Source organism: Actinocorallia lasiicapitis (assembly GCF_054778695.1).
This window is the reverse complement of record NZ_BAAGZI010000006.1, coordinates 1-17729: the sequence shown is the minus strand read 5'-3', so window position 1 is coordinate 17729 and position 17729 is coordinate 1. Positions and strand designations below refer to the sequence as shown.

The 17729-nt window shown below is 68.1% G+C and carries 14 protein-coding genes; 10 read left to right on the top strand and 4 right to left on the bottom strand.

Annotated features, from left to right (window positions below):
- The first annotated feature begins 364 nt into the window (after positions 1–364).
- From rpoB to ACYVE7_RS01600, 7 genes are all read left to right on the top strand, one after another.
- Positions 365–3835 (top strand): DNA-directed RNA polymerase subunit beta, encoded by a 3471-nt coding sequence (gene rpoB / locus ACYVE7_RS01630; RefSeq protein WP_460362526.1) that lies wholly within the window; start codon positions 365–367, stop codon positions 3833–3835.
- 11 nt (positions 3836–3846) lie between these two features.
- A complete protein-coding gene (locus ACYVE7_RS01625; RefSeq protein ID WP_460362525.1) occupies positions 3847–7731 on the top strand; it encodes a DNA-directed RNA polymerase subunit beta' in 3885 nt (1294 codons plus the stop codon).
- 88 nt (positions 7732–7819) lie between these two features.
- Complete coding sequence (locus ACYVE7_RS01620) at positions 7820–8437, top strand: Uma2 family endonuclease (protein WP_460362524.1); 618 nt, start codon at positions 7820–7822, stop codon at positions 8435–8437.
- A 123-nt stretch (positions 8438–8560) separates the two neighbouring features.
- A complete protein-coding gene (locus tag ACYVE7_RS01615) occupies positions 8561–9109 on the top strand; it encodes a heme-binding beta-barrel domain-containing protein (protein ID WP_460362522.1) in 549 nt (182 codons plus the stop codon).
- A 254-nt stretch (positions 9110–9363) separates the two neighbouring features.
- Positions 9364–9777, top strand: coding sequence for a Fur family transcriptional regulator (locus ACYVE7_RS01610; protein ID WP_460362520.1), 414 nt, complete (start codon positions 9364–9366; stop codon positions 9775–9777).
- Positions 9774–10748, top strand: a complete 975-nt coding sequence (ygfZ, locus tag ACYVE7_RS01605) for a CAF17-like 4Fe-4S cluster assembly/insertion protein YgfZ (protein ID WP_460362578.1) — start codon at positions 9774–9776, stop codon at positions 10746–10748. Before ACYVE7_RS01610 ends, ygfZ begins: the two co-directional genes overlap by 4 nt.
- A 33-nt stretch (positions 10749–10781) precedes the next feature.
- Positions 10782–11285, top strand: a complete 504-nt coding sequence (locus ACYVE7_RS01600; RefSeq protein ID WP_460362518.1) for a hypothetical protein — start codon at positions 10782–10784, stop codon at positions 11283–11285.
- Positions 11286–11297: 12 nt separating this feature from the next.
- On the opposite strand, the gene dtd is transcribed toward ACYVE7_RS01600, so the two are convergent.
- Positions 11298–11723: a D-aminoacyl-tRNA deacylase gene (gene dtd / locus ACYVE7_RS01595; protein ID WP_460362517.1), complete on the bottom strand. Its 426-nt coding sequence runs from the start codon at positions 11721–11723 to the stop codon at positions 11298–11300.
- A 54-nt stretch (positions 11724–11777) separates the two neighbouring features.
- Here dtd and ACYVE7_RS01590 point away from each other — a divergent pair, with 54 nt between their 5' ends.
- Positions 11778–12728, top strand: coding sequence for an asparaginase (locus tag ACYVE7_RS01590; protein WP_460362516.1), 951 nt, complete (start codon positions 11778–11780; stop codon positions 12726–12728).
- A 3-nt stretch (positions 12729–12731) separates the two neighbouring features.
- Here ACYVE7_RS01590 and ACYVE7_RS01585 read toward each other — a convergent pair whose 3' ends face one another.
- From ACYVE7_RS01585 to ACYVE7_RS01575, 3 genes are all read right to left on the bottom strand, one after another.
- Positions 12732–14282, bottom strand: coding sequence for a CocE/NonD family hydrolase (locus ACYVE7_RS01585; RefSeq protein ID WP_460362515.1), 1551 nt, complete (start codon positions 14280–14282; stop codon positions 12732–12734).
- A gap of 65 nt (positions 14283–14347) precedes the next feature.
- Entirely contained in the window at positions 14348–15229 is an 882-nt protein-coding gene (locus ACYVE7_RS01580; RefSeq protein WP_460362513.1) for a cytochrome d ubiquinol oxidase subunit II, read from the bottom strand.
- On the bottom strand, positions 15226–16563 hold the full coding sequence (locus ACYVE7_RS01575) for a cytochrome ubiquinol oxidase subunit I (protein WP_460362512.1): 1338 nt from the start codon (positions 16561–16563) through the stop codon (positions 15226–15228). Before ACYVE7_RS01575 ends, ACYVE7_RS01580 begins: the two co-directional genes overlap by 4 nt.
- 60 nt (positions 16564–16623) lie before the next feature.
- Here ACYVE7_RS01575 and ACYVE7_RS01570 point away from each other — a divergent pair, with 60 nt between their 5' ends.
- Together ACYVE7_RS01570 and ACYVE7_RS01565 are read left to right on the top strand one after the other, a co-directional pair.
- Positions 16624–16983: a BlaI/MecI/CopY family transcriptional regulator gene (locus ACYVE7_RS01570; protein ID WP_460362510.1), complete on the top strand. Its 360-nt coding sequence runs from the start codon at positions 16624–16626 to the stop codon at positions 16981–16983.
- A 37-nt stretch (positions 16984–17020) separates the two neighbouring features.
- On the top strand, positions 17021–17729 hold a 709-nt coding region (locus ACYVE7_RS01565), incomplete at its 3' end, for a M56 family metallopeptidase (protein ID WP_460362508.1).

Sequence of the window (17729 nt, the reverse complement as noted above, 5' to 3'; positions counted from 1 at the left end):
ACGGCCTGGGGCGGGCTTGATCCAAGGGGGCCGCGACGTGTCCGGTAAGCAGCGGGTTTGTGGTTATTCCTTGTGAGCCGCGTCTCTAAACTATGAACCTCGTCACTGCTGCTCAGAGCCCGAAAAGTCCGCGTGCGGCCTTGACTTGTAGGGCCTGAAGGACGATGCTGCGAGGCAACGATGATGTGCATAGAGACCGTAGAGTTGCGTGCAGTGTGCCAGTCGGCTACACTGCCCCTTTGCGCTGCCCTTTAACTATCCGCCGTGGCAACCTTGTCGTGATCTTGACTTATGATCACTGTTTTCTCGGGGATGGTTTGGCGTGCACGCCCGTCACCGCCGCGAGCCCTCGGAAGGACCACTCTTGGCAGCCTCGCGCAACGCCTCGAAGACCCTGACCGGTCCGAACCGCGTCTCTTTCGCGCGCATCGATGAACCGCTTGAAGTCCCGGATCTTCTCGCTCTGCAGACAGAGTCCTTTGACACTCTGCTCGGCAATGAGCGTTGGAAGAACCGTGTCCAGGCGGCCCAGGATGCCGGTCGCAAGGACGTCCCGACCCAGTCGGGTCTCGAAGAGATCTTTGAGGAGATCAGTCCCATTGAGGACTTCTCCGGGACCATGTCGCTCTCGTTCCGCGACCACCGGTTCGAGCCGCCCAAGTACTCCGTTGAGGAGTGCAAGGACAAGGACATGACCTACTCCGCCCCGATGTTCGTCACGGCGGAGTTCATCAACAACACCACTGGTGAGATCAAGAGCCAGACGGTGTTCATGGGTGACTTCCCGCTCATGACGCCCAAGGGCACTTTCATTATCAACGGCACCGAGCGTGTCGTCGTCTCTCAGCTCGTCCGCTCCCCGGGCGTCTACTTCGAGCGTCAGCTCGACAAGACCTCGGACAAGGACATCTACAGCTGCAAGGTGATCCCCTCGCGGGGCGCCTGGCTCGAGTTCGAGATCGACAAGCGCGACAACGTCGGCGTCCGTATCGACCGCAAGCGCAAGCAGGGCGTCACCGTCCTGCTCAAGGCGCTCGGCTGGGACGAGGCCCGCATCCTCGAGCGCTTCGGCGACTACGAGTCGATGCGCATCACCCTCGAGAAGGACCACACCGCTGGTCAGGACGAGGCGCTGCTCGACATCTACCGCAAGCTGCGGCCGGGCGAGCCCCCCACGAAGGAGTCCGCGCAGACCCTTCTCAACAACCTGTACTTCAACCCGAAGCGGTACGACCTCGCCAAGGTCGGTCGGTACAAGGTCAACAAGAAGCTCGGCCTGGACATCGAGATGAACCAGGGCACCCTGACCGAGGACGACATCGTCGCCACGATCGAGTACCTGGTCCGCCTGCACGCCGGCGAGGAGGAGTTCAACGCTCCCGACGGCCGTGACCTGCCGGTCGAGGTCGACGACATCGACCACTTCGGCAACCGCCGCCTGCGCAGCGTCGGCGAGCTCATCCAGAACCAGGTCCGTCTCGGCCTGGCCCGGATGGAGCGCGTCGTCCGCGAGCGGATGACGACTCAGGACGTCGAGGCGATCACGCCGCAGACCCTGATCAACATCCGCCCGGTCGTGGCGTCGATCAAGGAGTTCTTCGGCACCTCCCAGCTGTCGCAGTTCATGGACCAGACCAACCCCCTCGCGGGCCTGACGCACAAGCGTCGTCTCTCCGCGCTGGGCCCGGGTGGTCTGTCCCGTGAGCGCGCCGGCATGGAGGTCCGTGACGTCCACCCGTCGCACTACGGCCGCATGTGCCCGATCGAGACCCCGGAAGGCCCGAACATCGGCCTGATCGGCTCGCTCGCCGCCTTCGGCCGGGTCAACCCGTTCGGTTTCATCGAGACCCCGTACCGCAAGGTCATCGACGGCAAGGTCACCGAGCAGATCGACTACCTGACGGCCGACGAGGAGGACCGCTTCGTCAAGGCGCAGGCCAACTCGGGCCTCAACGCCGACGGCACCTTCGCCGAGGCACGGGTCCTGGTCCGCACCAAGGGCGGTGAGACCGAACTGGCTCGCGCGTCCGAGGTCGACTACATGGACGTGTCCGCGCGTCAGATGACGTCGGTCGCGACCGCGATGATCCCGTTCCTCGAGCACGACGACGCCAACCGCGCCCTCATGGGCTCGAACATGCAGCGTCAGTCCGTCCCGCTGCTCCGCTCCGAGGCCCCGCTCGTGGGCACCGGCATGGAGTACCGCGCCGCCACCGACGCCGGTGACGTGATCACCGCGGAGAAGGCCGGCGTGGTCGAGGAAGTGTCCGCCGACTACGTGACCGTCATGAACGACGACGGCACCCGGCAGACCTACCGCGTCGCCAAGTTCAAGCGTTCCAACCAGGGCACCTGCTTCAACCAGAAGCCCATCGTGGACGAGGGCCAGCGGGTCGAGTTCGGCCAGGTCCTCGCCGACGGCCCCTGCACCGACCAGGGCGAGATGGCCCTCGGCAAGAACCTCCTCGTGGCGTTCATGCCGTGGGAAGGCCACAACTACGAAGACGCGATCATCCTCAGCCAGCGGCTGGTCCAGGACGACGTCCTGTCCTCGATCCACATCGAGGAGCACGAGGTCGACGCCCGCGACACCAAGCTCGGCCCCGAAGAGATCACCCGGGACATCCCGAACGTCTCCGAAGAAGTGCTCGCCGACCTCGACGAGCGCGGCATCATCCGGATCGGCGCGGACGTCGTCACCGGCGACATCCTCGTCGGCAAGGTCACGCCCAAGGGCGAGACCGAGCTGACCCCGGAAGAGCGCCTGCTCCGCGCGATCTTCGGTGAGAAGGCGCGCGAAGTGCGCGACACCTCCCTGAAGGTCCCGCACGGCGAGTCCGGCAAGGTCATCGGAGTCCGCGTGTTCTCGCGCGACGAGGGCGACGAGCTCCCGCCGGGCGTCAACGAACTGGTCCGCGTGTACGTGGCCCAGAAGCGCAAGATCACCGACGGTGACAAGCTGGCCGGCCGCCACGGCAACAAGGGCGTCATCTCCAAGGTGCTGCCCGTCGAGGACATGCCGTTCCTCGAAGACGGCACCCCGGTCGACATCGTCCTCAACCCGCTGGGTGTTCCGGGCCGGATGAACGTCGGCCAGGTCCTCGAAACCCACCTCGGCTGGGTCGCCTCGCGCGGCTGGAAGATCGAGGGCGACGACGAGGACTGGAAGCGCTCCCTCAAGGCCATCGGCCTGGAGGAGGCCCCGCCGTGGACCAACACGGCGACCCCGGTCTTCGACGGCGCGCACCAGGAGGACGTCACCGGCCTGCTGGCCAGCACCATCCCCAACCGGGACGGCCAGCGCATGGTCAGCGGCGGCGGCAAGGCGATGCTCTTCGACGGCCGCTCCGGCGAGCCGTTCAAGGACGCGATCTCCGTCGGCTACATCTACATCCTGAAGCTGCTCCACCTGGTGGACGACAAGATCCACGCCCGCTCGACCGGCCCGTACTCGATGATCACGCAGCAGCCGCTGGGTGGTAAGGCGCAGTTCGGTGGTCAGCGGTTCGGTGAGATGGAAGTGTGGGCCCTCGAGGCCTACGGCGCGGCCTACGCGCTCCAGGAGCTGCTCACCATCAAGTCCGACGACGTCCTCGGCCGCGTGAAGGTGTACGAGGCCATCGTCAAGGGCGAGAACATTCCGGAACCGGGCATTCCTGAGTCCTTCAAGGTCCTCATCAAGGAAATGCAGTCCCTGTGCCTGAATGTGGAAGTGCTTTCTTCGGACGGCATGAACATCGAGCTTCGCGACAGCGACGAAGACGTGTTCCGCGCCGCCGAAGAGCTGGGCATCGACCTTTCTCGGCGTGAGCCGAGCTCGGTCGAGGAAGTCTGAGAGGGGAGCCAGTGCTAGACGTCAACTTCTTCGACGAGCTCCGCATCGGCCTTGCGACCGCCGACGACATCCGTCAGTGGTCGCACGGCGAGGTGAAGAAGCCCGAGACCATCAACTACCGGACCCTCAAGCCCGAGAAGGACGGACTCTTCTGCGAGAAGATCTTCGGTCCGACCCGGGACTGGGAGTGCTACTGCGGTAAGTACAAGCGCGTCCGGTTCAAGGGCATCATCTGTGAGCGCTGCGGCGTCGAGGTCACTCGCGCCAAGGTGCGTCGTGAGCGGATGGGCCACATCGAGCTGGCCGCCCCCGTCACCCACATCTGGTACTTCAAGGGCGTCCCGTCGCGGCTCGGATACCTTCTCGACCTTGCTCCCAAGGACCTCGAGAAGATCATCTACTTCGCGGCGTACATGATCACGTCGGTGGACACCGAGAAGCGCGACCGCGACCTGCCGACGCTGGAGGCGCACGTCTCCGTCGAGCGTCAGCAGCTCGAGCAGCGCCGTGACGCGGACGTGGAGAACCGGCAGCAGAAGCTCGAGTCCGACCTGGCCGAGCTCGAAGCCGCCGGCGCCAAGGCCGACCAGCGCCGCAAGGTCCGTGAAGGCGCCGAGCGTGAGATGAAGCAGCTGCGCGACCGTACGCAGCGCGAGATCGACCGCCTCGACGAAGTGTGGACGCGTTTCAAGAACCTCAAGGTCCAGGACCTCGAGGGCGACGAGATGCTCTACCGCGAGATGCGCGACCGGTTCGGCAAGTACTTCCAGGGCGGCATGGGCGCCGCGGCCATCCAGGCCCGGCTCCAGAACTTCGACCTCGACCTCGAGGCCGAGAAGCTGCGCGAGATCATCCGCACGGGCAAGGGCCAGAAGAAGGCTCGTTCGCTCAAGCGGCTGAAGGTCGTCAGCGCCTTCCTGAACACCACCAACAGCCCGCTGGGCATGGTGCTGGACTGCATCCCGGTGATCCCGCCGGACCTGCGTCCGATGGTGCAGCTGGACGGTGGCCGCTTCGCGACCTCCGACCTGAACGACCTGTACCGCCGCGTCATCAACCGGAACAACCGGCTGAAGCGCCTCCTCGACCTCGGCGCGCCCGAGATCATCGTGAACAACGAGAAGCGGATGCTTCAGGAGGCCGTCGACGCCCTGTTCGACAACGGCCGTCGCGGCCGTCCCGTCACCGGGCCCGGCAACCGGCCCCTGAAGTCCCTGAGCGACATGCTCAAGGGCAAGCAGGGACGTTTCCGCCAGAACCTGCTCGGCAAGCGCGTCGACTACTCCGGCCGTTCGGTCATCGTCGTCGGCCCGCAGCTGAAGCTGCACCAGTGCGGTCTGCCCAAGCAGATGGCCCTGGAGCTGTTCAAGCCGTTCGTGATGAAGCGCCTGGTCGATCTCAACCACGCGCAGAACATCAAGTCGGCCAAGCGCATGGTCGAGCGCGCCCGCCCCGTCGTGTGGGACGTCCTCGAAGAGGTCATCACCGAACACCCGGTGCTCCTCAACCGTGCGCCCACGCTGCACCGTCTGGGCATCCAGGCGTTCGAGCCGCAGCTCGTCGAGGGCAAGGCCATCCAGATCCACCCGCTCGTCTGCACCGCGTTCAACGCGGACTTCGACGGCGACCAGATGGCGGTGCACCTGCCGCTGTCCGCTGAGGCCCAGGCCGAGGCGCGGATCCTGATGCTGTCGACGAACAACATCCTCAAGCCGTCCGACGGCAAGCCCGTGACGATGCCCACCCAGGACATGGTCATCGGCCTGTACTGGCTGACCGGCACCGACCCGGACCTCGCCGGCGAAGGCCGCGTGTTCTCGACGGTGTCCGAGGCGATCATGGCCTACGACCGGAACGAGCTCTCGCTCCAGGCCGAAGTCCAGATCCGGTTCAAGGACATCGTCCCGCCGCGCGGCTGGGTGGCGCCCGAGAACTACGAGGCCGGCGACCCGATCCGTCTCACGACGACCCTCGGCCGCGCCCTGTTCAACGAGACCCTGCCCGCCGACTACCCCTTCGTGAACTTCGAAGTCGGTAAGAAGCAGCTTTCGGTCATCGTGAACGAGCTCGCCGAGACCTACCCCAAGGTCCAGGTCGCCGCCGCGCTGGACGCCCTCAAGAGCGCCGGTTTCCACTGGGCCACCCGGTCCGGTGTCACCATCGCCATCGACGACGTCATCTCGCCGCCCAACAAGGCCGAGATCCTCGGCGGGTACGAGAAGCGCGCCGAGAAGGTCCAGCGGGAGTACGAGCGCGGTCTGATCACCGACGACGAGCGCCGCCAGGAGCTCATCGAGATCTGGACCCACGCCACGACGGACGTCGCGGACGACATGATGAAGTCGTTCCCGAAGCACAACCCGATCTGGATGATGGTGAACTCCGGAGCGCGAGGCAACCCGCTCCAGGTCCGCCAGATCTCCGGTATGCGTGGTCTGGTGTCCAACCCCAAGGGTGAGACGATCCCGCGTCCGATCAAGTCCTCGTTCCGCGAGGGCCTGTCGGTCCTGGAGTACTTCATCTCCACCCACGGTGCCCGCAAGGGTCTGGCCGACACCGCGCTGCGCACCGCCGACTCGGGTTACCTGACCCGTCGTCTGGTGGACGTCGCGCAGGACGTCATCGTCCGGGAAGAGGACTGCGGCACCGACCGCACCATCCCCTTCCGGATCGCCGAGGACGAGCGCGCCGCCGACGGTTCGCTGGTCAAGCTGGCGACGTCGGAGTCCAGCCTCGTCGGCCGCACCATCGCGGTGGACATCGAGGTCGACGGGACCGTGATCTTCCCGGCCGACACCGACCTGTCCGACGCCGTCATCTCCAAGCTGGTCGAGGTGGGCGTCGAAGAGGTCAGGACGCGCTCCGCCCTGGTCTGCGAGGCCAAGATCGGCGTCTGTGCCGCCTGCTACGGCCGTTCGCTGGCCACCGGCAAGCGCGTGGACGTCGGTGAGGCCGTCGGTATCATCGCGGCGCAGTCCATCGGTGAGCCCGGCACCCAGCTGACCATGCGTACCTTCCACACCGGTGGTGTGGCGGGTGGCGACATCACGCACGGTCTGCCGCGTGTCCAGGAACTGTTCGAGGCGCGCATCCCCAAGGGTGTCGCCCCGATCACCGAGGTCGCCGGCCGCGTCAAGATCGACGAGACCGACCGCACCCGCAAGATCGTCATCGTGCCGGACGACGGCAGCGACGAGATCGCCTACCCCGTCTCGATGCGTTCGCGCTTCGAGGAGGGCGTGTCCGAGGGTGCGCACGTCTCCGTCGGCCAGCAGCTCATCAAGGGTGCGATCAACCCGCACGAGGTGCTCCGCATCCTCGGCCCGCGCGCGGTCCAGCTTCACCTCGTCGCCGAGGTGCAGGAGGTCTACCGCTCGCAGGGTGTGTCGATCCACGACAAGCACATCGAGATCATCGTCCGCCAGATGCTCAAGCGCGTGAACGTGCTCGAGGCTGGCGACACCGCGCTCCTCCCGGGTGACCTGGTCGAGCGTCCGATCTTCGAGCGCACCAACCGCGCCGTCGTGGCCGAGGGTGGAACCCCCGCGGCCGGACGTCCGGTCCTGATGGGCATCACCAAGGCGTCGCTCGCCACCGAGTCCTGGCTGTCGGCGGCCTCCTTCCAGGAGACCACCCGAGTCCTCACCGAGGCGGCCATGCACTCCAAGAGCGACTCCCTGCTGGGCCTCAAGGAGAACGTCATCATCGGTAAGCTCATCCCGGCCGGTACGGGTATGCCCCAGTACCGCAACGTCCGGGTCGAGCCCACCGAGGAAGCGAAGGCGGCCGTCTACTCGGTCGGCTCCTACGACGACACCTCCGAATACACCTTCGGCACGGGCTCCGGCGAAGCCGTCCCCCTGGAGGAATACGACTTCGGCCAGTACGGCCGCTAGTCACACAGCACGACAGAAGGGCCGCCTCCCCTCGGGAGGCGGCCCTTCGCCGTTAGGGTGGCCACGTATATACATAGGGAGGCACCGGTTGTCTGCGATCTTTGAATGGGCGACGCCCGAGAACCTCCAGCCGGAACCGATCACCGAGGAGATCTGGCGGGAGCTGCCCGAGGATTTCTGCCGTCTCGTCGAGGTGGTCAACGGGCAGGCGATCCGCTGCGACTCGCCGACCCGGGAGCACCAGAGCGCCGTGGCCAGGCTCACGGAGATGTTGGACGCGAACATCGACCGGTATGTGAGTGCGGACCGCCACGGCTGCGTCGACGTCAGCATGGACTTCGATGTCCGGCTGTGGCGGGTCCCCTTTCTCACGATCCGCCGTCCCGACGTGGCGCTCTTCTCCTGCTCCGATGAGAGGCCGTTGCCGGCCCAGCTGGTGAAGGTGGTGATCGAGGTGGTGTCGGGCAACGGCAAGGCCGAGACCGCCGACAAGATGGGGGAGTACGCGCTGGCGGGCATCCCGTGGTACTGGCTGGTGTGGCTGTCGGGGAACGAGGTCGCCTCCGTTGACGTGCACGTTCTCGACCACACCGTCGGCCAGTACCGCAAGTACCGGACCTTCTATCCCGAGGAGGAGACCCTGGTGATGGACGCGCCGTTCCCGATCCGGCTGGAATGGTCACGTCTCGCGCGGCTCACCCGATAGATTCCGGCCCATGGAGATCATCAATGTGATCGTGCTGCTGGTCTGCCTGGTGTCCGTGGTGGTGGGGTGTGTTGGGCTGGTCAGGGCGTTGGGGAGGTTGAGGTAGGGCTACGCTTGGTGAGCATGGAGCTCGAGTTCTCGTATGACCTGCATCCGGATCTGAAGAACCTCGAATGGCTGCTGGGCACCTGGGAAGGTGACGGCATCGGGGACTATCCGACGATCGAGAAATTCCGGTTCGCCCAGCAGCTGTCGATCAGCCATGTGGGGAAGCCCTACCTGATCCACACCAGCCGCACCTGGAAGCTGGACGACGAATTCAAGAAAGGGCCGCTGCTCGCGGTCGAGACGGGGTTCTGGCGGGTGCCCGGCGGGGAACGCGACGTCGAGCTGATGCTCACCCACCCGACCGGGATCATGGAGCTTTACGTCGGGGAGATCGCGTTCAACCAGGTCCAGCTCGTCACCGACGCGGTCGTCCGCACCCCGACGGCCAAGGAGGTGACGGCCGGGAAGCGCCTGTACGGGCTGTTCCCTGCCGCCGAAGGCCAGGAGGAACGGGACCTCGGCTGGGTCCACGAGATGGCCGCCGAAGGGCAGGACCTCCAGGTCCACATGTCGGCGCAGCTCAAGCGGGTGCCGGGAGTCACGGGCCACGAGTACAAGCCGTAGCGGGCCCGGAAAAGAGGCGATCCCCGGACCTTCCGCGGGTGCGGAGTGCCGACGGGACTGGTCGGCGGTCCGGGGATCGGGTGTCTGCCGCGTATTGCCAGGAGACAGTCCCGAAAACGGGCTGCTACCGGCGAGCAGCCACCTCGCTAGTCCCAGTGCGAATCATTACTTGGACCACCTCCTTTCGAGCGTGCGCCCAAGTTATGCGAGCTCCCCGCGGCAGGCAAATGTTTTTCCGGACGTAGGATTCGGGTATGTCGGCTACGTGGCAGGACGAGCTTCGGGCGCGCGGGTATCGCGTCACCCCGCAGCGGCAGCTTGTTCTGGAGGCGGTCGCCGCGCTGGAGCACGGCACTCCTGAGGAGATCTGCACGCAGGTGCAGCGGACGGCCACCGGCGTCAACATCTCGACGATCTACCGGACTCTGGAGCTCCTGGAGGAGCTCGGACTGGTCAAGCACGCCCATATCGGGCACGGTCCGCCGAATTACCACCTGGCGACGGAAGCAGATCACGTCCATCTGCGTTGTCGTGGATGCGGCAAGGTGGAGGACGTTCCGCCGACCGTGGCGGACGGCCTCGTCCAGGCCCTCGAGGACGGGTACGGGTTCGAGACCGACGTCCACCATCTGACGGTCTTCGGACGCTGCCGCCAGTGCCGGAGTTGAACCAGAAACCGGGGCAGGAATTGATCATTTACGCGGACGCGCCGGACGACACCGTTCCGGCCCATTTCGGGGATTTCTACGGCGAGCAGAAGGCGCTGGAAGCGGGCACGGCGCTCGTGGACCGGGGCAACCGGGGCGTGGTGACCGTCAGCGGCCCCGACCGGCTGTCGTGGCTGCACAGCCTGCTCAGCCAGCATCTGACGGCCCTCAAGCCGGGCGAGGCGACGCAGGCGCTGCTGCTGAGCCCCAACGGCCATCTGGAGCATCTGCTGCATCTCGTCGACGACGGCGAGAAGGTGTGGATCCATGTGGAGCCGGGCACGGCCGCCGAGCTGGCCGCGTTCCTGGACCGGATGCGGTTCATGCTCCGTGTCGAGGTCGCCGACGTCTCCGCCGACTACCGGGTCGTCACCGGGGAGCCGGGCCGCGCCCTGAACCCCGTCGCCCCCGAGTTCCCCGACGTCGCGGGCCCCACCTTCATCATCCCGCGCGAGACGGCCGTCGAGCCGACGGCGGGCCTGTGGGCGTACGAGGCGCTGCGGATCGCGGCGCACCGGCCGCGGCCGGGTTTGGACACCGATCACAAGACCATCCCGCACGAGGTGGGGCTGATCGAGACGGCCGTCCATCTCAACAAGGGCTGTTACCGCGGCCAGGAGACGGTGGCCCGGGTGCACAATCTGGGGCGTCCGCCGCGGCGGCTGGTCTTCCTCCATCTCGACGGCGGCGCGGACCGTCTTCCGGCCGCCGGAAGCCCGGTTGAGCTGGACGGACGCCAGATCGGGACGGTCGGCACCTCGGCCCGCCACTACGAGCTCGGCCCGATCGCGCTGGCCCTGGTGAAGCGGAACGTTCCTGTCGAGGCGGTCTTGACCGTCGATGGGATCGCGGCGAGCCAGGAAGTGATCGTTTCCCCTGACACGGGGCAGAACGTCACGATCGACCCGGCGTTGCGGGGCCGCCGACTGTGATTCACCGCCGGGAATGCGGGATATACACGATCCATGGCGTCGAACCCCCGACCGACGGTCGTCCCCCCGCCGTCCCCGCGGCAGCCCCGCAGATCGCGTGCGGGCCGCGACTACGAGCAGCTCGCCTGGTGGACCCTGTTCGCGGTGCTGGCCGCCGCGGCGGTCTGGACTCTGAGCTGGCGGCTGCTGCTGCTGACCGTGCTGCTGTGGAGCTTCTATGAGGTCTGTCTGGTCCGCGCCCGCTGCCGGGTGAAGACCAGGGAGGGCTTCGAGTGCAAGGAGTTCGTGCGCGGCCGGGTCTTCGCCCATGACAAGAAGCACCAGGAAGTGAAGAACGACGGCCTGTGGCTGATGGTCGGCCGTCCGAACCCCTACTACGACGAGAACAAGCAGAAGGGCCCCCGCGACACCGGCGTGGTGCTCGTCGCCCCCCGGATCCGCGGCCGGCTGGCCCGCCAGGACCGCGTCCTGATCTATCTGGCCTTCGCCGGCCTGGTCGCCTCGCTGACCGGGATGTTCTGGGGGCTGTTCTCCTAGCTCCAGGATCGGCTAGAGCTCCAGGATCACCGTGAAGGGCCCGTCGTTGAGCAGGGAGACCTTCATGTCGGCGCCGAAGCGGCCGGTGGCGACGGTCGCGCCCAGGGCGCGCAGCTCGGCGACGACGGTGTCGACCAGGGGTTCGGCGACGTCGCCGGGGGCGGCGGCCAGCCAGGACGGGCGGCGGCCCTTGCGGGCGTCCCCGTAGAGGGTGAACTGGCTGACGACCAGGAGCGGCCCCCCGACGTCGGAGCAGGACTTCTCGCCGTCCAGGATGCGCAGCCCCCACAGTTTCGCCGCGAGCTTCGCGGCCGTCGCCGGAGTGTCGTCGTGGGTGACGCCGACGAGGGCCAGCAGCCCCGGCCCTGTGATCTCTCCGACGATCTCGCCGTCGACCCGGACGGACGCCTCGCTGACCCGCTGAACCACTGCACGCATGGTCCCAGTCTCCCACCGCGATCACCGGAGAACGCCCTGGTTATGCTGGGTTATATGGCAGGAACAGCGGGTTTCGAACGTCCAGTACTTGTTGAGGTGGAGAGGTCCGGTTTCGTGGAGTCGCGGCACCGCGGGACGGCCGTCGCGCTCAACGCCGACGGCACGATCCGCGCGCAGCTCGGCCCGATCGACGCGCCGATCTTCCCCCGGTCCACGGTGAAGCCGTTCCAGGTCGAGGCGATGCTGGGCCTCGGGCTGGGGCTGAGCGGCGAGCTGCTGGCGCTGGCGGCGTCCAGCCATTCGGGGGAGCCGTTCCAGATCGCGGGCGTCGAGAAGATCCTCGGCGAGGCCGGGCTGACGGAGAAGGCGCTCCAGTGCCCGCCCGACTGGCCGATGGACCCCGAGGCGGCGCGGGCGCTGGTCAGGGACGGCGGCGGCCGGTCGCCGCTGTACATGAACTGCTCGGGCAAGCACGCCGCGATGCTGCTGACCTGCGTCCGCAACGGCTGGCCGACCGAGGGCTACCTCGACCGCGACCACCCGCTCCAGCGGGCCATCAGGGAGACGATCGCCCGCTACACCGGCGGCCCGATCTCGATCATCGGCACGGACGGCTGCGGCGCGCCCCTGTACGCGGTCACCCCGCTGGGCCTGGCCCGCGGCTTCCACGCCCTCACCAGCGGCCCGGTCGTCGAGGCGATGCGCGCCCACCCCGTCTGGACTTCCGGGACGGACCGGGACGAGTTCAAGGTCTCCCAGGCCGTCCCCGGGCTGCTGCTGAAGTGCGGCGCGGAGGGCGTCGACGCGTTCGTGCTGCCCGACGGCCGCTCCGGCGTCGTCAAGATCGAGGACGGGGCGATGCGCGCCCGCACCCCCGTCACGGTCGCGCTGCTGCACGCCCTGGGTGTCGCGGCGCCCGAGCTGACGGCTCTGGCGACCACGCCCCTGTACGGCGGCCGCGAGATCGTCGGCTCGATCAGGCTGGCGTCCGGGCTGCCGCTGTAGGCGTCAGCCGATCGGCAGGGTCAGTGTCGCCGGAGCGTCCGCGCTGCCCGCGAAGGTCAGCGAGCCGCCCGTCTTGCTGGTGGTCCGGTAGCGCAGGTCGACGGTGTCGACGACCAGGGTGAACCGGTGGCCCGGCTTGAGGGTCCACCGGATCGGCTGGAGCCGCAGATCGAGCCGGACGGCCCGGCCGGGCACGGCGTTCCGCAGCGAGTACGGCACATGCGTGACGAGCACCGCGTTCCCGCCCGGCGCCTCGTCGTACACGTAGGCGAACAGCGAGGTGTTCTTCGCCGACGGCGTGACCGTGGCGCGCAGCACCGGGAAGCCGCTGAGCGTGGTCGTCCGCCGGAGCTTCGGCCCGCGGATCAGCAGCGCGTCCCGCCGGTCCACCTCGGACGTCTTGATCTTCCAGTGGATCCCGGCCTGCGCCGCGAGCCCGGAGACCTCGACCACCCCGCTGTCGGCGACCGTCCCGCGCCCCGTGGCGATCTTCTGACGCCAGGCGGCCCGCCCCCGGTCCATGGTCCGCGACGTCCGCAGCGTGTACCGCAGGGTCTTCGCGCTGACCGCGCGCCAGTCCGGGAAGTTCCGCTGCCCGCCGCCGTTGTTGGCGGTCAGCCCGACCTGCCCTTCGCGGTCCGCGCCGTTGTCGACGCCGCGCAGATAGTGGTCGAACCAGCGGCGCGCGGCCGTGAACGAGGCGTTGGGCAGCCCGACCGCGCCGGTCAGATCGGCGGTGCCGTGGTCGCCGGGCGTGAACACGAGCCGTTTGGGCGTGGTCAGCCGGGTGAAGAAGTCGGTGATCTGGGCGGGCGGGAACAGCCCGTCCTGCCAGCCGTTGGTGATGAGGATCGCGGCGCCGTTGGCGTTGACCCGAGGCAGATAGCTGCCCGCGCCGCGCACCCTGGCCAGCGGGATCGCGGTGCCGAACTCGTCCTTGAGGTAGCCGTCCTGGACGGTCAGCAGATCGTCGCCCGGACGTCCGGTGAGGTGGCCGACGCCCAGCAGCATCGCGGCGGCCTGCTCGCTGACGGTCTCGTTGAGGAACAGCGAGTCCTCGAGGCTGGCCCAGGCGCTCATCGCCGCGACGGCCTTGATCCGCTTGTCGAACGCGGCGCCCAGCAGCGCGATCCCGGCGCCGTAGGAGATGCCGCCCGCGCCGACCCGGTCGGGGTCGCCGCCGTGCGCGACCCCCCAGTCGATGACCTTGGTGAGGTCGGCGACGTCGGGCCTGCCCGCCACCTCGATATGGCCGTCGGAGTCCCAGAAGCCGCGGCTGGTGTAGGCGATCACCTGGTAGCCGGCGGCGCTCCACTTGGCGGCGGCGCCCGCGTACTCGGCGTGGAAGATCGCCCAGCTCGACGGCAGGACGATCAGCGGGAACGGCCCCTTGCCCTTCGGCCGGAACACCAGCGCCTTGATCGCGGTGCCGCCGTCGCCGCGGATGGTCTCGTAGCTCGTGGTGAAGGAACCGGCCGCGGCGGCCGGACCGGCCGCCGTCAGCGAACCGGTCAAAGCCACCGCGGCGGTCAGCGCGCCGAGTCTCCTGCGCACGCGGCGCCTCCTCTTACCTAGCGTCGAACCGGGCTAAGTAAGTAAAGAGGTACTTATCCGTGTGGTCAATGACCTTGGGTCGGCTCACTACGCTGGAACAGGACGTACAGCCAGGCGAGGCTCGGCACCAGGAACAGCCCGCCCACGCCGAGCGCGAGGTAGACGATCTCCAGGGTGGCGTCCGAGGAGGCCGCCGCCTCCAGATCGAGCTCGGCCAGCGAGGCCGCGCCCCACAGCACCGACACCACGGCCAGCGCCGCGCTCACCCGCACCGCGACATAGCGCCGCCGGTACAGCAGGACGATCGAGACCAGACCGGCCAGCGCCGACAGCGCCAGCAGCGGCGACCGCACCCCGAGCGTCACCGCGCCCGGCAGGGCGAGGGCCCCGACGACCGCGCCCGTGGCCAGGGCGCGGCGCCGGAAGTTCTCGGTGGCCTCGGCGTCCATCCGGGCCGCGTCCCAGGTCAGGTAGACGGCCGCCAGGTAGGCGCAGAGCGCGCACGCCAGCACCCCGGAGTAGATCCCGGCGGCGCCCAGCCACGGCCCGTCCGTCGCGACGGCCCCGGCCACCGCGCCGAAGCAGAACGGGGTCAGCACCGACGACAGCCCGAACGCCCACCCGTACGGCCCGTCCGGCACCTCCTTGTGGAACACGAACGCGCTGCCCCGGATCACGATCCCGAGGACGGCCAGGCTGAGCGGCACCCAGTGCGAGCCCATGACGTCGGCGAAGACCGGCGGAAAGGCCGTCCACGTCATCACCATCACGAAGATGAGCCAGACGTGGTTGGCCTCCCAGACGGGCGCCATGGCGTGTTCGATCACCTTCCGGTCGGCTCCGCCGCGCGCGACGAGATGCCAGACCCCGGCCCCGAAGTCGGCCCCGCCGAACAGCAGGTAGGCCGACAGCCCCGCGATGATCAGAATTTCGGCGATCTGGCTCATACCGTCACTCCTTCGGCCTTCTCGGCTTCGGCCTTCTCGACAGGCGTCACATGCTTGAACCGCTTCAGCACCAGGACGGTCAGCACGGCGAGCACCGCGTAGACGACCAGCACCACATAGAGCCCGAACCGCAGCCCGCCCGCCGGGTTCACCGCCTCCGACGTCCGCATATATCCGTAGACGATCCACGGCTGCCGGCCCACTTCGGTGACCGTCCACCCGGCCTCCATGGCCACCACGGCCGCGACCCCGCTGATCAGGGCGCCGCGCAGGAACCACCGGTGCAGCGGCCCGTCGTAGGCGCGGCGCCTGGAGATCCAGAACCAGAGCAGCGAGAGGCCGAGCAGCACCATCCCGCAGGTGATCATCAGCTCGAACGCCACCCGGACGACCTCGTGCGGCGGCCGGTCGGCCTCCGGCCAGGAGTCCAGGCCCTGCAGGACGGCGTCCTTGTCGAACTTGAGCATGAGGCTGAGGCCGTCGGGGATGGTGAAGGGGCCCGCCTTGAACGGCACCCCGGCCTGGGTGTGGTCGATCCCCTCCATCGCCGCGAACTTCAGCGGCTGGCGTTCGGACACGAACCGCGACGCCCAGTCGCCGATCAGCAGCTGGATCGGGGTCAGCACGGCCGCCATCGTGAACGGGATCGCGAACCCGAGCCGGTGATACCGGTCACGTGAACCCTTCAGCAGCGGCACCGCGTAGACCGACGCGACCAGGAATCCGCAGACCATCAGCGAGGCGACGATGAGGTGGGCGGCCTGGGGCGGTGTCGCCGGATTGAACATCGCGGTCAGCGGTCTGACGTTCTCCACATGCCCGTCGACCAGCGTGAATCCCTGCGGCTGGTTCATCCAGGAGTTGACGCACACCACGAAGAACGCCGACAGCAGACCGGACACCACGACCGGGATCCCGGTCAGCAGATGGACCCTGGGGGACAGGCGGTCCCAGCCGTAGAGGTAGATCCCCATGAAGATCGCCTCGATGAAGAAGGCGATACCCTCCATCGCGAAGGCCGCGCCGAAAACCTCGCCGTAGGTCTCCATGAATCCCGGCCAGAGCGTCCCCATCTCGAAGGACAGCACGGTCCCGGACACCGCGCCGACCGCGAACAGCACCCCCGCCGCCTTCATCCAGGTTCTGGCGAGCTCTTGGTAGGCCGGATCTCCCGTTTTCTGCCCGCGCCATTCGGCGAGCACCGTCAGTGCCGGCAGCCCCACGCCGATGCTGGCGAGCACGATGTGGAAGCCGAGGGTGAAGGCCATCTGCTGGCGCGCCGCCACGAAGTCGGCCGTGGTGGGGGATTGCGCGATGTAACCCAACGCGTTCATACGACAGAACGTAGTACTACAGCCTGTAGTACTACCACGTGTCCTCGATCACAGGCTAGGATGTGCTTTGTGAAGGGTTTGGGAGAGCTTGAACGCGCCGTGATGGAACTGCTGTGGGCCCGCGAGACACCGGCCACGGCACGCGACGTCAGCCGTGCGCTGGCCGACCGCGACCTCGCCCACACCACGGTCATGACTGTGCTCGACCGCCTCGCCAAGAAGGACTTCCTCGTCCGCGAGCGCGACGGCCGCGCCTGGGCCTACCGCCCCGCCGCCACCCGCGAGTCCTACGTCGCCGAACTGATGCTCGGCGCCCTCGCCATGTCCGGCGACCGCACCGAGGCGCTCGCCCACTTCGCGCGCTCCGTCACCGACGACGAGGCCGCCGCCCTGCGCAGAGTCCTCGAAGGTCTCGAATGAACGGGCGCAACGCCCCGGGGGCGACGGAGCCGACGCCATGAGCTGGGTCGCGCTGGCGCTCATCGCCGTCGCGACGATCCCCGCCGCCGATCTGCTGTCGCGGGCCCGCTGGACGTGGCGCTCCCCCCGGATCGGGATCTTCCTCTGGCAGGCCCTCGGCCTGGCCTGGGGGCTGGCGACCATCGGCGCGCTCCTCGGCTTCGCCCTCGCCCCGTACGACGCCGGGGTGATCGGCGGGCTGGTCGCGCTGCCCGACGGCGGCGCGGAACTCAACCTGGCCCGTGAAGCGGCCCTGCTCGCCGGGATGGCGCTGGCCGGATCGCTGATCGGGATGCTGATCGTCTCGGGGTTCCAGGTGGTCAGGGCGCGGGCCCGGCACCGGGCGCTGCTCACGCTGATCGCCCACCGCGGCGGCAAGGGCACCCTCGTCGTCGATCATCCGGCGGCCGCCGCCTACTGCCTGCCGGGGGTCCGCTCCCGCGTGGTGATCTCGGCGGGCACCCTGGCGCTGCTGGACTCCGCCGAGCTCGACGCCGTCCTCGCCCACGAGTTCGCGCACGCCAGGGAACGTCACGACCTGGTGCTGCTGCCGTTCACGTCACTGCCGCGCACCGGGCTCGTCGCCCGGATGCTCGACGCGGTGGCCCTGCTCATCGAGATGACCGCCGACGACCGCGCCCTGCAGAACCGGCCCGCCAAGGAGCTCGCCACCGCGCTGCTGCGGTTCGCGACCGCGCCGTCGGCCG